Source organism: Mesorhizobium sp. LNHC209A00, assembly GCF_000502915.1.
Lineage (GTDB): Bacteria > Pseudomonadota > Alphaproteobacteria > Rhizobiales > Rhizobiaceae > Mesorhizobium.
The window spans coordinates 68,033-83,419 of record NZ_AYWT01000005.1; the positions used below are offsets into that span (position 1 = coordinate 68,033).

The following is a 15,387-nucleotide window of genomic DNA, read 5'->3' on the forward strand; positions in this document are numbered from 1 at the left end:
CCCTGTCGCCGTCACTTGCCGCCCTTCGGCTTTTCGATGTGCCCGCCAAAGGCATAGCGCATGGCGGACAACAGCTTGTCGGCGAATTCGGATTCGCCTTGCGAGGAGAAGCGGTCGAACAGGGCCGACGACAGCACCGGTGCCGGCACGCCGGTGTCAATCGCCGCCTTCAGCGTCCAGCGGCCCTCGCCGGAATCCGAGACCCGGCCGCCGAATTGCGCCAGACCCGGATCGCTCTTCAGCGCGCCGGCGGTGAGATCGAGCAGCCAGGAGCCGATGACGCTGCCATGCCGCCACACCTCGGCCACCTGCGGAAGGTCGATGTCGAACTGGTAGTATTGCGGGTTTTCCAGCGGGCTTGTCTCGGCGTCGGCCGTCCGCTGCCGTTTGCCGGCATTGGCCGACTTCAGGATGTTCATGCCTTCGGCATAGGCGGCCATGACGCCGTATTCGATGCCGTTGTGCACCATCTTGACGAAATGGCCGGCGCCGCTCGGTCCGCAATGCAGGTAGCCATAGGGCGCGGTGCCGGCGGTCTTGTCCGGGGTGGGCGCGCCGGCATCAGCGCCAGGCGCCAGTGTGGCAAAGACCGAATCGAGGTGCTGCACCGCCACGTCGGGACCGCCGATCATCAGGCAGTAGCCGCGCTCCAGCCCCCAAACACCGCCACTGGTGCCGACATCGACAAGATGCATGCCCTTGGTGGCCAGTTTCGCGGCCTGGTCGACGGCGTCGTGATAGTAGGAATTGCCGCCGTCGATGACGATGTCGCCGGGCTCAATCAGCGCCGCGACCTGATCGATGATCCTGCCGGTGATCGCCGCCGGCAGCATCAGCCAGACACAGCGCGGCTTGGCCAGCTTGCCGACGAATTCTTCCAGGGATGCCGCCCCCAAGGCGCCGTCGCTCACAAGCGCCGCGACGCTGGCCGGGTTGATGTCATAGACGACGCATTCGTGGCCGTCGCGCATCAGCCGCCGCACCATGTTGGCGCCCATCCGGCCCAGTCCCATCATTCCGATCTGCATGGTTTCGTCCCTGTTTCCTAGAGATTTTCTGGGGTTGTCGAGGAAGGATCTAGTGGCTGTCCTGCGCGCCTGACATGACGGAGAAGTCGACATTCTCCCAATCGCCGGTTCCGGGCCAGAAAAAAGTGAAGAGCAGTGTGCTTCCGTTGAGGAGGCTGGCCGTGGGTAGATCGACAAGGTGAAGGCCGAAAGCGTTTTCCGCTGTCCGGCTGTCGTGGGCGGTTGCCCAATTGTCCGTGCTCCAGTGGACGGTGGCCGCCGTCAGCAGCTCGACGCGCAATGTCTTGCCCTCGGGCAGTGCGCGAATCTTGTTGTTGAAGCGCCATGCCCTGAACGAGGATACGGTCTTGTCCTGGATGTAGCGCTTCACGCCTTGCGGCGGCATATCGAAGACGGCGCCATCGCGGAGCGAGCGCAGCAGCTTGATGTGTTCGGAATGCGCCCAGACCAGTGGCATGGCGCTGCCCGATGGCTTGCCATGCAGCAACTCGCGTTCGGGAATATCGGCGCCGTCCCACACCTGTTCGGGCAGCAGGCCGCCAGGCCCGGCCGACCGTTCCAGCGCATCGAGCAAGCTGGCCGCCTTGTCCTTGCTCCCGGCGGCCAGCTCGTAATGCGCCCTTTCGCCGGCCAGCAGGGGCCAGGGCCGGCCCTGGCCGGTGCCGTCGAAGGGCGCGCCATCCTCATGCTCGCCATAGCCGTCGCTGTTATAGCGGTACCAGAGCGGCCCTTGCGGCAGTTCGCAGCGCAGTTGCGCGTCGATGACCTTGACGGTGTCCACGATGCGCGGATCGTCGGCGGCTCTCAGGCCAAAGCGCACCAGCGCCAGCGCATCCGGGCTGACGATTTCCTCGGCCGGTCGGTCCGTTTCGCCGGGTGGGCGGTTCTTGATCGGCACATAGCCGTCCTTCGGCGAGCCGGCGTCGGGGTCGTCTGGCGGCGCAATGCGGACGTAATAGCCGCCGACGCCGACGGTCTTGCAGATGGCGGTGCCGCTGACATAAGTCCAGCGCTCGACCTGATCGTTCCAGCAGTCGGCGGTTTCGCGCAGGTAGGCCGCCTCCGCCGCTTTGCCGCAGCCGTCGAGCAGGTCGGCGCCGGCAAGCAGTGCCGCGATCTCGACGGCCAGCGTGAACGGGCTATAGCCGGCGTCTTCTTCCCAGCGGTCCTCGCCGGTGACCGGACCATTGCGCACGACATAGGAGGCGGCGCGCTCGATCATCGGCAGGAAGGCCTTCAGCCTGGCACGCGGCAAGTGGCCAGCGCGATGCAGGGCATCCGCCAGCAGCAAGGGAAAGGCGCATTCGTCCATCTGGATGCCAGGCCAATAAGCGGAGCCATCGAGCCAGGCGTTCTGCGGCCAATGGCCGTCCGGCTGCTGGATGAAGCGGAGATATTCCAGGATCCGCAGCGCCGAAGCGGCATCGCCGGCGGCGAGAAAGCCGCCCGCCGTTTCGACCAGGTCGCGTGGCCAGACAAGATGGTAGCCGCCGAGATCATCGTCGCCTTTGTTGAATCCCCATGGGATCGACAGGCTGGCCACCGCCGCCCCGGGCATTGCCGACGACCGGTGGGTTGCCAGCACCGCGGTGGAGACGCGGTAGCTGTTCACTCCGGGGACCGCGTGGCGGTCCAGTGGCAGCAGCCCCGCCTGCCATTTGCGCCATTGTTCGACGTACAATTTCGCCGCCGGTTCAAAACCCTGCTTCAGGCTGGCGAAGGCGTTTTCGGCGGCTTCGTCCGGTGTCGTCCCGAAACCCAGCGCCAGCACGGTTTTTGTGTTGGCGGCGGTGAAGCCGATCTCGCCGGTCAGCGCGACATTGCCGTCCTCGGCACGCCGGCAAGCCGTGTCGAGCTTGCCGGTATTGTTGAGTTGCTGCCAGCCGTCGGAGAAGCCGACATAGCCGGCCGAGCAATCCCGCCAAGGCAGGGACGAGACCAGCGCCAGGCAGGTGCCGCGCCCCGAGGCAAACAGGACAGGCTTTCCCTGGTACTCGCTGACCCAGGCGGTGTTGCCCATGCCGGCATTGACCAGATGCGGCGCCAGAAGCGCGTAGACGCGGTAGTCGGCCGCGGAGCCCTTGATCGGGCTGAAGGTGATTTCCTGTACCAAGGTCGGACGCGCCGGATCGGCCAGAATACGCTTCTCGATCCGGTAGGCGCCGTCATCGGCTGTATTGGCCAGCCTGTAGGCGGGCACGCCGTCCTCGAACGGCCCGATGCCGTGCGAGGCATCGCGCTTCTCCTCGGAGAAATAGCCATCCCTGCCGGTGACGATGAGGCCGAGGTCGCGCGTGCAGGCGCTGTCGACGCGCGGGTAATACACCTCGTTCAGGATCCCGTGGCTGATGGTGAACCAGACGCGGCTGGACGGCGAAAGCGCCGAGCCGACTCCGCTCTTGGCGCTTGAGGTCCAGCGCGCGGGAATTCCCGGTGCGCCCGGCGGCACAGTCGGCGTCACTGCCATGCTTGTTCGCTCTCCTGGCCCGCATGCCTAGCCATCAAACGACGCCATTTCAATCAGCGCACCGCAAGTTGATCGCCGGCGCACATCGGATTGCAGTTGACAGCCCGCCGGCCTTCTGCACTTTTGTCTGACAATAGATAAAAAACAGGATCGCAATCGCGAAATTCGTCGACAATCAAACTGATCAGCAACTCTCGGGAGGAGTATCACATGAAGAAACTATTGGTTCTCAGCACGCTTGCAGCGGTGCTCGCGGCCGGTACGGCTTTTGCGGACACCAGCGGCAAGAAGATCGCGTTCTCCAACAATTATGCCGGCAATTCGTGGCGGCAGGCGATGCTCGACAGCTATGGCATCGTCACCAAGAAGGCCGTCGACGACAAGGTCGTCGGGGCGGCCGATGTCTTCACCACCGCCGACAAGGAAGTGCCGACCCAGGCCGCCCAGGTGCAGAACCTGATCCTGCAGGGCTATGACGCCATCGTCATCAACGCCGCCTCGCCGGATGCGCTCAACGGCGCCATCAAGCAGGCCTGCGATGCCGGCATCACCGTCGTCTCCTTCGACGGCACCGTCACCGAGCCTTGCGCCTATCGCGTCGTCGTCGACTTCAAGGACATGGGCAAGCAGGAAGTCGAGCACATGGCCAAGTTCCAGCCCAAGGGCGGCAATCTGCTTGAAATCCGGGGGCTTGCCGGCACCTCGATCGACGATGCCATCCATGCAGGCATCCTCGAAGGCGTGGCCGCGCATCCCGAATTCAAGATCGTCGGTTCTGTCACCGGCGACTGGGACCAGACCACGGCTCAGAAGGCGGTGGCGACCATCCTGCCGTCGCTGCCCGACGTCGTCGGCATCGTCGACCAGGGCGGTGACGGCTATGGCGCCGCGCAAGCCTTCGCCGCCGCCGGCAAGCCGCGCCCGACCATCATCATGGGCAACCGGCAGGACGAATTGAAGTGGTGGAAGGAGCAGAAGGACAAGGACGGCTATCAGACCTGGTCGGCTTCGATCGCGCCGGGCGTATCGACGCTCGCCTTCTGGGTGGCGCAGCAGGTGCTCGATGGCCGCAAGGACATTCCGCACGATCTGCTGGTGCCGTATCTGGCCTTCACCCAGGACGATTTCGAGGCGGCCTTGCCCAAGATCAAGGAGGGCGGTGTCGCCACCCACGAATACACGCAGGAAGATGCCATCGCGGCGATCAAAGCCAATATCAAGTGAAAGTCGCAGACGCGTTGCCGCGGGCATCATCGAGCGGATATCGTTGAGCATGGCTGCAGGCGACACGGACATCGTCAGACAGGGCGGCGCCGAAAACCAATTCGGCGCCGTCAGCGTTGACATCGTAAGACTTGACGGTGCCGAAAAGCATTTCGGCGCCGTCAGGGCGCTAGGCGGGGTGGATTTCCATGTCGGGCCCGGCGAGTGCGTCGGCCTCGTCGGCCATAATGGCGCCGGCAAGTCGACGCTGATGCACATGGTGGCCGGGACCTCGACGCCCGACGGCGGCACGATCACCGTGCATGGCGGCATCGAGGACAACTACTTGGTGTCGCGGGCGCAGCAGCTTGGCATACGCTGCGTGTTCCAGGAACTGTCGCTGTGCCCCAATCTCAGCGTCGCCGAAAACACGCGCATCAATCATGCTTCGCTCACCGGCTTCGGCTGGCGGCGCAAGGCGGCGGAGCTGATCGCCGCCAAGCTGGACGAAATCTTTCCGGACCATGGCATCTCGGCCTGGGACATTGTCAGCGATCTGTCGATCGGCCGGCGCCAGATGGTCGAGGTGGCGCGTGCCTTCACCGTGACTCAGGACCGGCTCGACCTGGTCATCCTCGACGAACCGACCTCGTCGCTCGACGCGCACACATCGGGCCAGTTGCTGGCCTTCGTGCGCCGCTTCGTCGCCGGCGGCAAAAGCTGCATCCTGATCTCGCACGTGCTGGGCGAGGTGCTGCGGAACGCCGACCGGATCGTGGTGATGCGTGACGGCAAGGTGGTGGCGTCGGACGCGGCTGGCGCCTTCGATCGCGACCGGCTGGTGACCGTGATGGGCGGAGCCGAGGCGCGCGCGAAGACCGCCGCGCAGGCCGCTGCCGCCAAGACAGGCGCCAATCCGCTTCGCGTCCGGGCGCGGCCCGCCGGACAGGCGGATGGCAAGGATCTCGTCGCGCGCGCGGGCGAGATCATCGGCCTTGCCGGGCTGGCCGGTCACGGACAGACCGACTTGCTGCTGCGTATCTTCGACGCCGCCGCACGCGCCAAGCCCGGCATCGAGGTGACGGCGCCGGTCGCGCTGGTGGCGGGCGACCGCCAGTCCGATGGCATTTTCCCGCAATGGTCGGTTGCCGAAAACATCGGCATCCGCTCGCTGGCGCGCTTGCGCAACGGGCTGTTGATTTCACCCCAGCGTGAGGCCGAATTGGCCGCGTTCTGGCAGAAGAAGATCGGCATCCGCACGCCTGACATGAACAACAACATCTTCTCGCTCTCGGGCGGCAACCAGCAGAAAGCGCTGTTCGCCAGGGCGCTCGGCTCCGATGCCCAGATCGTGCTGATGGACGACCCGATGCGCGGCGTCGACATCGGTACCAAGCTGGAGGTCTACGATCTCGTGCGCGAGGAGGCGGGCCGCGGACGCTCCTTCCTCTGGTACACGACCGAAACCGAAGAGCTCGACAATTGCGACCACATCTATGTCTTCAAGAACGGCCGCATCGTGGCCAATCTGACGCGCGACGAGCTGACCGAAGAGAAGATCATCCAGTCCTCCTTCGGCGATGCGGCCTGAGATGACGGCGACGCCAATCGACAATGGCTTCAAGGGATCGGCGGCACGCAATGCGGCGGCGCGGGCGCGGCTGTTGCGCGGCCTGCTGCCCGCGCTATCCCTAGCGCTGGTGTTGCTCGCGATCGCCTGGCTCAATCCGCGCGCCATCAGCTATTTCGGCTTCAGCCTGATGTTGAACCTGGCGATTCCGATCGCGCTGGCGACGATCGCGCAGATGTTCGTCATCGCCGGCAACGAGCTTGATCTCTCGATCGGCACCTTTGTCGGTTTTGTCGGTTGCGTCACCGCGACCTGGCTGAAGGATGCGCCACTCATTGGAGTCCTTATTCTCGCCGGATCGATCGGCATCTATGCGCTGCTCGGCGCGCTGATCCATCTGCGCAACCTGCCCTCCATCGTGGTGACGCTCGGCATGAGCTTCGTCTGGCAGGGCCTCGCCATTCTCGTCCTGCCAAAACCGGGCGGCAAGGCGCCGGACTGGCTTTTGGCGATCATGTCGTTCAAACCGCCTTTCATTCCGTTTCCGATCATCGCCGCGCTGCTGATCGCGGCCGTCGTGCATTTCGGCCTGATGCGTACCTCCTATGGGGTGATCCTGCGCGGCTCGGGCGGCAATCCGGCGGCGCTCAAGCGCGCCGGCTGGTCGCTGCTCAGGACCAAGATCGTGCTGTTTGCGCTGGCCGGCCTGTTCGGCGTTCTGTCGGGCATGGCGCTGATCGGCATCACCACCTCCGCCGATGCCAATATCGGCAATGGTTACACGCTGCTGGCCATCGCCGGGGTCATCCTCGGCGGCGGCGAGTTCGTCGGCGGCAGGGTCTCGCCAATCGGCGCCGTCATCGGCGCGCTGACGCTGGCGCTGGCCGCCTCGCCGCTGCTCACCTTCATGCACATTCCGCCCGACTGGCAGGTGGCCGCCAACGGCGCCATCCTGATCATCGTGCTTGCGGCGCGGGTGCTGATCAGCCGCAGGGAACGGTGAGCGATGGCTTCGCTGAAGACCCTGCTCACAAAACCCGGGATATGGTCGTTTGTCGGTGCGCTGCTGGTGTGGCTGGCGACGATCGCCTTCACAGGGGGCTATGGCGGCGGAGGCATGGTCACGGCGGCATTGTCGCTTGCCGTGTTCACCGTCATCGTCGGTGTCGGCCAGATGTTCGTCATCACGCTTGGACCCGGCAATGTCGACCTGTCGCTGCCGGCCAATATCGGCCTCGCCAGCGCGGTCGCCATGAAGGTGATGGGCGGCAGCGATGCCATGATCCTGGTCGGATTGCTGGCGGCGCTCGCCTGTGGCGCCGCGATCGGGGCCATCAACTATCTACTGATCTGGGCGCTGCGCATCCCGCCGATCATCGCCACGCTGTCGGCGAGCTTCATCATCCAGTCGGTCGACATCAGCTATGGGCGCGGACTGCAGATCAAGCCGCCGCCTGGCTTCGCCGATTTCACCAACTGGCAGGTGCTGGGCGTACCCGTGCTGGCGATCCTCACCGTGCTGTTCACCATCGCAGCGGCCATCGCCTTGCAGCGCATGATCTATGGCCGCTCGGTGCTGGCGATCGGCCAGAATATCCGCGCCGCCTGGCTCGCCGGTGTCAATGTCGGGCGCATCCGCTTCCTCACCTATACGCTGTCGGGCGCGCTCGGCGGCATCGACGGCGCGCTGCTCGCCGGTTATTTCCGCGGCGCCAACGTCGACATCGGCAACGAATACCTGCTCGCTTCGATCGCCGTGGTCGTCATCGGCGGCACGTCGGTGGCGGGCGGCAAGGCCAATGTGCCCGGCGTCTGGGGGGCGGCGCTGTTCCTGGTGCTGCTGCTCACCATGCTCAACACATTCGGCGTCAGCGCCGGGGTGCGGCTCTTGCTGACCGGGCTTATCATCGTAGGGGTGATCACGGCTGCGGGCGGCGAGAAGGCGGTGCGCTGACCGCAACGTCTCCGGCGCGACCGCAGCCTGTCTTGCCAACGATTGGACCAGCCGGTTCCCATTCGCGGCGTGGCCTTGTAAACCGGTCCCCGATCTCAGTCGGTCTTGGGAGGCCCCCACTTGTCCAGTTCTGTCAGCGTCGCGAACGAGGGTGGCGTCGCCATCGTCACCATCGACAATCCGCCGGTAAACGCGCTGAGTTTCCACGTCCGCGAACCGCTGATGCAGGCTCTGGCCGCTTTGCGCGATGACGCATCGGTCGCGGCAATCGTCATTGCTTGCGCCGGCCGGACCTTCGTTGCCGGTGCCGACATCACCGAATTCGGCAAGCCGATGCAGCACCCGGAATTGCGCGCCATCGTGGCGGTGCTGGAAGCCATTGCCAAGCCGACCGTCGCCGCCATCCAGGGTACCGCGCTCGGCGGCGGGCTGGAATTGGCGCTCGGCTGCCATTTCCGCGTTGCCGATCAAGGCGCAAGGCTCGGCCTGCCCGAGGTGAAGCTCGGCATCCTGCCCGGTGGCGGCGGCACGGTGCGGCTGCCGCGCCTGGTTGGCGCCGCCAAGGCATTGAAGATGATCGTTTCCGGTACACCGATCGGTGCCGATGAGGCATACGGCGCCGGCCTGCTGGATGCCGTTTTCGAAGGCGATCTGACCACCCACGTCGTCAATTTCGTCCGCGAGATGGCCCGCAAGGGTGGTCCGTTCACGCCGGTACGCGACCGCGACGACGTCCTCAAGGAAACCGACCTTGCCGCCTTCGATGCCGAGGTCGCGGATCTTGCCCGCAAAGCGCGTGGCCTCGAAGCGCCTGTTGCCTGTGCGCAGGCGGTGCGCAATGCCGTCACGCTGCCCTTCGACGAGGCGCTGGCGGAGGAGCGGGCGCTGTTCGTCAAGCTCGTCGCCAGCGACCAGTCGCGCGCCCAGCGGCATCTGTTTTTCGCCGAACGCGAGGCGGCCAAGCTTCCCGGCAAGGATGTCGTCAAGCGCAGGATCGCCCGCGTCGGTGTCATCGGCGCCGGCACAATGGGCGGCGGCATTGCCATGGCATTCGCCAATGGCGGCTTTCCCGTCACCTTGCTGGAAACCAGCCAGGAGGCGCTGCGGCGCGGGCTGGCGACGATCGAGAAGAATTACACCGTCTCGGTTGCACGCGGCTCCTTGAGCGAGGATGCCAAGCGGCAGCGGCTCGCCCAGTTCAAAGGCACGGTCGACCATGCCGATCTCGCCGATTGCGACCTGATCGTCGAGGCAGCGTTCGAGGACATGGCGGTCAAGAAAGAAATCTTCGGGAAGCTTGACGCGGTGGCGAGGCCGGGCGCCATCCTCGCCACCAACACCTCTTATCTCGACATCGACGAAATCGCCGCCTCGACCTCGCGGCCGCAGGATGTCCTCGGCCTGCATTTCTTCTCGCCGGCCAACGTCATGAAACTGCTGGAGATCGTACGCGCCGAAAAAACGGCACCCGATGCGCTGGCGACCGTGGTCGACCTTGCACGCCGGATCGGCAAGGTGGCTGTCGTCGTCGGCGTCTGCCACGGCTTCGTCGGCAACCGCATGCTGGCCGCGCGCGGCTCGGAACCCGAGGCGCTGCTGCTCGAAGGCGCTACCCCCAGCCAGATCGATAAGGCGTTCACCGATTTCGGCTGGCCAATGGGTCCGTTCCAGATGGGCGACCTTGCCGGTCTCGACATCGGCTGGCGCAACCGCAAGGCGCGGGGCCTGACGGCCGTCATCGCCGACACACTGTGCGAACAGGGGCGTTTCGGCCAGAAAACCGGCCGTGGCTTCTATCTCTACGAGAACGGTTCGCGAATGCCGGTGCCCGATCCCGAGGTCGAGGCGCTAATTCGCGGCAAGGCGGCGGAAAAGGGCATCGTGCCGCGCACGATAGGCGCCGACGAAATCATCGAGCGCACACTCTATCCCCTGATCAACGAGGGGGCGAAGATTCTGGAGGAGGGAATCGCTGCCCGTGCGTCCGACATCGATGTCGTCTGGGTCAATGGCTATGGCTTTCCCGTCGGCAAGGGCGGCCCGATGTTCTGGGCCGGCCTCGAAGGCGCGGACAGGATCGTCGGGCGACTCAGGTATTGGCATGAGCGGACAGGCAAGGATGTTTTCAAACCGGCTCCTTTGCTCGAGCGGATGGCCGAAACCGGCTCATGGCAAGTCTGATCCGAGGTAGTCAGCGGCCTGCGGGAATCACCGTATCCGCGCATCGATGATCTCGACAAAGCGGGCGAAAAGGCCGGCCTGCGACTTGATCTTGAGCTTGCGGTAGATGTTGCGGCGATGGACCTTCACGGTTCCCGGCACGATGCGCATGGCCCTGGCGATCGATTCTGTCGAATGGCCCTGCAGCACTAGGTCGACGACGTGTTTTTCGCGTGGCGTCAGCGACAGGCTTTTCCAGATATGGGCGCGGTCGAACTCGTTGACCTCGGTGATTTCCTGGTCCTGCTTCGTCTCGGCCGGTTCCTCGGTGGGAAGGGTTGGCCAGCGCAGCCTGGTGAAGCTGATCACCGCCGGCGCCATGTCGCGCAGCAGCCTGGCATCGGCGGTGCCGAACGGACCGGAAGCGCTTAGCCGCATCAGCGACAGCACCAGCGCGTCCTTGCCCGGCAGCGGCACGAAGAAGCCGACTTCCTCTGCCAGCCTGGTCTGGCTGTAATAGGAGCGAAAATATTCGCTGGCGTAGAAGCGGTCAGGAGCCAGTTCGCGCATGCGCCAGAAGCCTTCCTTGCGCTCGACCGCCGCGTGATGGAAGGGGTCGAGCAGGTAGGGGCCTTCCTGGTAGAGCGCGACGAAGACGTGGCTTTCGGTCGGCGTGAAGGTCTCGAACAGCAGTGGCGGGCGCGCCGCACCCCGATAGCCGAAGACCACGCAATGGTCGAAGCCGACATGCTGCCGCAGCCAATCGACCATCGCTTGACCGAAGAGATCCCCGCTCGTCTCCCGCGTCGCCGCGACAAGGGTGGCGAGCCGGCTGTATTCGTCGCTGCGGGAAACGCTCAATCCAATACCACCTTAAACGGGAAAATAGATCAGATATACCACCTACGAGGTATATACTAGATGCCATTGGCTCTGGTAGCGTCTTGAAATCGCATCGTCCTGGAGCCCGCAGCCTTGACCGCAGTGCCCGACATCGAATTTCGCGGCGTCGCCAAGCGCTATGGCGCGGTGACCGCGGTCAGCGGCATCGACCTTGCCGTGCCGCCCTCCGCCTTCGTTGCGCTGCTTGGACCGTCCGGCTGCGGCAAGACCACCTGCCTGCGCATGATCGGCGGGTTCGAACAGCCGAGCGAAGGCCAGGTGTTCATCCGTGGCCAGGACATGGCCGGCACGCCGCCCTACCGACGGCCGGTCAACATGGTGTTCCAGCAATACGCGCTGTTTCCGCATCTCGATGTCGAAGCCAACGTTTCCTATGGGCTGCGCCAGGCAAGGCCACGGCTGTCGTCGCGCGATATCGGCCGGCGGGCCGGCGAAGCGCTCGAAATGGTGCGGCTCGCCGGCTATGGCGGCCGCAAGATCCACGAACTGTCCGGCGGCCAGCAGCAGCGTGTCGCGCTGGCGCGCGCGCTGGTCAACAAGCCGGCGGTGCTGCTGCTCGACGAGCCGCTTGCGGCGCTCGACAAGAAGCTGCGCACCGACATGCAGATCGAGCTGCAGAACCTGCAGCGCGAGATCGGCATCACCTTCGTGCTGGTGACCCACGACCAGGAGGAAGCGCTGTCGATGAGCGATTTCGTCTGCGTCATGAATGGCGGGCGCATCGTCCAGCTCGGCCAGCCGAGCGAGATCTATGATGAGCCGGCCGACCTGTTCGTCGCCGATTTCGTCGGCAAGACCAATCTGTTGAGCGGCACCGTCGCCGGGCACACGGGCGACCTGGTGGACGTGGCGCTGGCGGACGGCACTGTGGTCGCGGCGCGCAAGCGAACCGCGCTTCTACAAGGCGAGACCGTCTCGGTCAGTCTGCGCCCTGAATCGCTCAGCCTTGGCGCTCCCGAAAGCGGTCCGCTCAAGGGCATCGTCCGCAACCGGATATTCCTCGGCTCGACCGCGGAATACGCGATCGAAGTGCAGGGCATCGGCACTTTGCTCGCCAAGGCTGATCACCTGATCGGCCAAGGCAATCTCTTCAAGCCGGGTGAACCCGTCGCCATCGGCTATGCCACGGGAACGCCGCTGGCGTTTCCGGAAACCAAGAACAACGGGACCAACCAGAGGGTAAACAAACATGTCGAAATCATATCGTGACGGACTGCCGATAAGCCCGGAGAATTTCGTCGACCAGCTGATGCGCCTGAAGCGCGGCTCGATCGGCCGCCGCGACTTCCTTGGCCTCACCGGCCTTGGCATCGCAACGGCGGTGATGGCGCGCGAGATCGGCATCATGCCGACGCCTGCCTTCGCCGCCGAAAGCCTTGGCGACCGCATGTCGATCGCCACCTGGCCGAACTACCATGACCCGCAGACCTTCGAGAACTTCAAGAAGGACACCGGCGTCGCCGTCGAGGTCAACGTGTTCGGCTCCAATGAGGAGATGCTGGCCAAGCTGCAGGCCGGCGCCTCGGGCTGGAGCCTGTTCGTGCCGACCAATTATACGATCTCGACCTACAAGAAGCTCGGCATCATCGAGCCGCTGGAGATGGCGAAGCTGCCGAATTTCGACGGCACCCAGGAAGATCCGCGCTTCACCTCCGAGGGCACGATCGACAAGGTGATCTACGCCGTGCCGAAGAACTGGGGCACCACAGGCTTTGCAGTGAACACCAAGAAGCTGACCAAGCCGATGACGAGCTGGAAGGAGTTCTGGGATACCGCCATGGCCGAGGGCGATGGCCGCACCATGGTGCACGACTACCAGCTCACCACCATCGGCAACGCGCTGAAATATTACGGCTATTCGTTCAATTCTCTGAAGCAGGACGAGCTCGCCAAGGCAGAGGAACTGCTGCTGAAGGTCAAGCCGCATCTGTTCGCCGTCTCGTCCGACTACCAGCCCGGTATGCGTGCGGGCGACGCGTGGATGACGATGTGCTGGACCAATGACGGCGCGCAGCTGCATCGCGACATTCCCGAGATCGCCTATGTGCTGGGCAAGGAGGGCGGCGAGATCTGGACCGATTTCTATGCGATCCCGAAGGACGCGCCCAACAAGCCCGCCGGTTATGCGCTGCTCAACTATCTGATGAACCCGCAGGTCGCGGTGAAGGAGCACCTCGCCAACGGCGCGCCTTCGACGGATGCGCGCGTCAACAAGCTGCTGCCCAAGGAAGTGCTCGACAATCCGATTCTCTATCCGGCGGTGGAGCTGTTGACGCCGCTCGAATTCGGCGCGGCGGCAACGCTGACCGACCCGGGCCGTGCCGAACTGATGGCGCGCTTCAAATCGGCTTGAGAGTGGCCTGGATAAAGACAATCGACCGGCGGGCCCATGCCCGCCGGCACCGGGGCGGTTTCGATGCACGGCAACAGATTTCGGCGTAATTTTCTGACCGCCTTGCTGCTCGCGCCGGCGACGGCATGGCTGGTGGTGTTCCTGGTGCTGCCATTCATCGCCATCGCCGTGTTCAGCGTCGGCGAGCGGGCGCCGGAGGGCGGCTACCAGGCAGCCTTCACGCTGGCGCAATATGCCAATCTCCCGGCACGGGCGACCGCGTTCTGGAACACGATGGTGCTGGCGCCAGTTGGCGCGCTCGCCTGCCTGCTTGTCGCCTATCCGGTCGCCTATTACCTCGCCTTGCAGGCGCCGCAGCGCTGGCGGCTGATCCTGCTCGCGCTGGTCGTCATTCCGTTCTGGACCAGCCTTTTGATGCGGACATATGCGTGGATGTACATTCTGGGTGGACGCGGCATCCCGGCGCTGCTCGCCTTTGCCGGCATCGAGGATGTCAGGTTGATCAACACGCCGGGCGCAGTCCTGCTCGGCATCGTCTACGGCTATCTGCCGCTGATGATCCTGCCGATCTATGTCAGCCTCGAACGGCTCGACCGAAGGCTGCTGGAGGCCTCCGCCGATCTCGGCGCGACGCCGTTGTCGACCTTTGTCGGCGTGACCCTGAAGCTGTCGCTGCCGGGCGTGATGACCGGCTTCTCGCTGGTCATGATCCTGCTGCTCGGCGAATACCTGATCCCGACGCTGCTCGGCGGCGGCAAGGTGTTCTTCATCGGCAACGCGCTGGTCGACCTCTTCCTGCAGTCGCGCAACTGGCCGTTCGGGTCGGCCATCGCGATCACGCTGGTGCTGGTCTCGGTGGTGGTGCTGATTGTCGCCAACCGCATTTCGAACCGCGTTGCGGGCGCTCGCCGGGTGGACCTCATCTGATGCGCGCCTTCGTCATTGCCGTCTTTGCGTTCCTCTACCTGCCGATCGTGCTGGTCGTGCTGTTTTCCTTCAACGCCGGCCACCATGCCAGCGAGTTCACCGGTTTCTCGGTGCAGTGGTACGGCAAGGCCCTGTCCAACCCGTTCCTGGTCGAGGCGCTGAAGAACAGCCTGTTCATCGCCACCACCAGCGCCCTGCTGGCGGCGGTGTTCGGCACCGCGGCGGCGCTTGGCCTGGCGCGTGTCGGCGCCAGAACCCGCGCGGTCTTCGACGGGCTGCTTGGCGCGGCGATCGTCGTTCCGGGCGTCGTCATCGGGATCTCGACGCTGGTTGCACTCGTTCAGCTGTTCGCGGTCGTCAATCCGTTCCTCGCCTCGGTCTGGCCGGGCGACCAGCCGCCGCGCCTGTCGCTCGGCTACGGCTCGATCATCGCCGCGCATGGCCTGTTCTCGATGGCGCTGGTGACGATGATCGTCGGCACGCGGCTCGGCAGCCTCGATCGCAATCTGGTCGAGGCCTCCAGCGATCTATACGCCACGCCGTTGACGACCTTCCGCTCGATCGTCCTGCCGCAGATCATGCCGGCGGTGGTCGCCGGTTTCCTGCTCGCCTTCACCTTCTCCTTCGACGACTTCATCGTCGCCTTCTTCGTCGCCGGCGCGCAGACGACGCTGCCGATATATGTCTTTGCCTCTATCCGGCGCGGCGTAACGCCGGAGATCAACGCCATCGCGACGATCGTGCTCGTCGCCTCCGTCCTGCTCGTGGTGCTTGCCCAATGGCAGCTGCGCCAGCGCAAGCCGTCAAACTGAAAGCCGCTCC

At 64.8% G+C, this 15,387-nt stretch carries 12 protein-coding genes; 9 read left to right on the forward strand and 3 right to left on the reverse strand.

Annotated elements, in window-relative coordinates; genetic code table 11:
- Positions 1-11: 11 nt before the first annotated feature.
- Together gnd and X739_RS150945 are read right to left on the reverse strand one after the other, a co-directional pair.
- Entirely contained in the window at positions 12-1,028 is a 1,017-nt protein-coding gene (gene gnd / locus X739_RS150950; protein ID WP_023771854.1) for a phosphogluconate dehydrogenase (NAD(+)-dependent, decarboxylating), read from the reverse strand.
- Between the two features lie 49 nt (positions 1,029-1,077).
- Positions 1,078-3,495 carry a glucan 1,4-alpha-glucosidase gene (locus X739_RS150945; RefSeq protein ID WP_023794802.1) on the reverse strand — a complete coding sequence of 806 codons (2,418 nt, stop codon included), beginning with the start codon at positions 3,493-3,495 and terminating at the stop codon, positions 1,078-1,080.
- A 210-nt stretch (positions 3,496-3,705) separates the two neighbouring features.
- Here X739_RS150945 and X739_RS150940 point away from each other — a divergent pair, with 210 nt between their 5' ends.
- From X739_RS150940 to X739_RS150920, 5 genes are all read left to right on the forward strand, one after another.
- Positions 3,706-4,719, forward strand: coding sequence for an ABC transporter substrate-binding protein (locus X739_RS150940; protein WP_023771853.1), 1,014 nt, complete (start codon positions 3,706-3,708; stop codon positions 4,717-4,719).
- Between the two features lie 49 nt (positions 4,720-4,768).
- Entirely contained in the window at positions 4,769-6,289 is a 1,521-nt protein-coding gene (locus X739_RS150935; protein ID WP_023771852.1) for a sugar ABC transporter ATP-binding protein, read from the forward strand.
- Position 6,290: 1 nt separating this feature from the next.
- A complete protein-coding gene (locus tag X739_RS150930; protein ID WP_023784165.1) occupies positions 6,291-7,271 on the forward strand; it encodes an ABC transporter permease in 981 nt (326 codons plus the stop codon).
- Between the two features lie 3 nt (positions 7,272-7,274).
- A complete protein-coding gene (locus X739_RS150925) occupies positions 7,275-8,222 on the forward strand; it encodes an ABC transporter permease (protein WP_023794803.1) in 948 nt (315 codons plus the stop codon).
- A 120-nt stretch (positions 8,223-8,342) separates the two neighbouring features.
- Complete coding sequence (locus X739_RS150920; RefSeq protein WP_023771849.1) at positions 8,343-10,403, forward strand: 3-hydroxyacyl-CoA dehydrogenase NAD-binding domain-containing protein; 2,061 nt, start codon at positions 8,343-8,345, stop codon at positions 10,401-10,403.
- Between the two features lie 27 nt (positions 10,404-10,430).
- Here X739_RS150920 and X739_RS150915 read toward each other — a convergent pair whose 3' ends face one another.
- Positions 10,431-11,243, reverse strand: a complete 813-nt coding sequence (locus X739_RS150915) for a LuxR C-terminal-related transcriptional regulator (protein ID WP_023771848.1) — start codon at positions 11,241-11,243, stop codon at positions 10,431-10,433.
- Between the two features lie 114 nt (positions 11,244-11,357).
- Here X739_RS150915 and X739_RS150910 point away from each other — a divergent pair, with 114 nt between their 5' ends.
- From X739_RS150910 to X739_RS150895, 4 genes are read left to right on the forward strand one after another with little or no spacing between them, the layout of a single operon-like run.
- Positions 11,358-12,494, forward strand: a complete 1,137-nt coding sequence (locus X739_RS150910) for an ABC transporter ATP-binding protein (protein WP_023771847.1) — start codon at positions 11,358-11,360, stop codon at positions 12,492-12,494.
- Positions 12,475-13,638, forward strand: a complete 1,164-nt coding sequence (locus X739_RS150905) for a spermidine/putrescine ABC transporter substrate-binding protein (RefSeq protein WP_023771846.1) — start codon at positions 12,475-12,477, stop codon at positions 13,636-13,638. Before X739_RS150910 ends, X739_RS150905 begins: the two co-directional genes overlap by 20 nt.
- 36 nt (positions 13,639-13,674) lie before the next feature.
- Positions 13,675-14,565: an ABC transporter permease gene (locus X739_RS150900; protein WP_198019198.1), complete on the forward strand. Its 891-nt coding sequence runs from the start codon at positions 13,675-13,677 to the stop codon at positions 14,563-14,565.
- On the forward strand, positions 14,565-15,377 hold the full coding sequence (locus tag X739_RS150895; protein WP_023771844.1) for an ABC transporter permease: 813 nt from the start codon (positions 14,565-14,567) through the stop codon (positions 15,375-15,377). The genes X739_RS150900 and X739_RS150895 overlap by 1 nt, the downstream gene beginning before the upstream one ends.
- Positions 15,378-15,387 lie beyond the last annotated feature (10 nt).

What these genes read in the sequence shown, in the direction of transcription:
- X739_RS150925 (WP_023794803.1), top strand. Translation starts at nt 7,275, where the DNA reads ATGGCTTCGCTGAAGACCCTGCTCACAAAACCCGGGATATGGTCGTTT.
- X739_RS150935 (WP_023771852.1), top strand. Translation starts at nt 4,769, where the DNA reads ATGGCTGCAGGCGACACGGACATCGTCAGACAGGGCGGCGCCGAAAAC.
- X739_RS150930 (WP_023784165.1), top strand. Translation starts at nt 6,291, where the DNA reads ATGACGGCGACGCCAATCGACAATGGCTTCAAGGGATCGGCGGCACGC.
- X739_RS150940 (WP_023771853.1), top strand. Translation starts at nt 3,706, where the DNA reads ATGAAGAAACTATTGGTTCTCAGCACGCTTGCAGCGGTGCTCGCGGCC.
- X739_RS150895 (WP_023771844.1), top strand. Translation starts at nt 14,565, where the DNA reads ATGCGCGCCTTCGTCATTGCCGTCTTTGCGTTCCTCTACCTGCCGATC.
- X739_RS150945 (WP_023794802.1), bottom strand. Translation starts at nt 3,495, where the DNA reads ATGGCAGTGACGCCGACTGTGCCGCCGGGCGCACCGGGAATTCCCGCG.
- gnd (WP_023771854.1), bottom strand. Translation starts at nt 1,028, where the DNA reads ATGCAGATCGGAATGATGGGACTGGGCCGGATGGGCGCCAACATGGTG.
- X739_RS150900 (WP_198019198.1), top strand. Translation starts at nt 13,675, where the DNA reads ATGCCCGCCGGCACCGGGGCGGTTTCGATGCACGGCAACAGATTTCGG.
- X739_RS150905 (WP_023771846.1), top strand. Translation starts at nt 12,475, where the DNA reads ATGTCGAAATCATATCGTGACGGACTGCCGATAAGCCCGGAGAATTTC.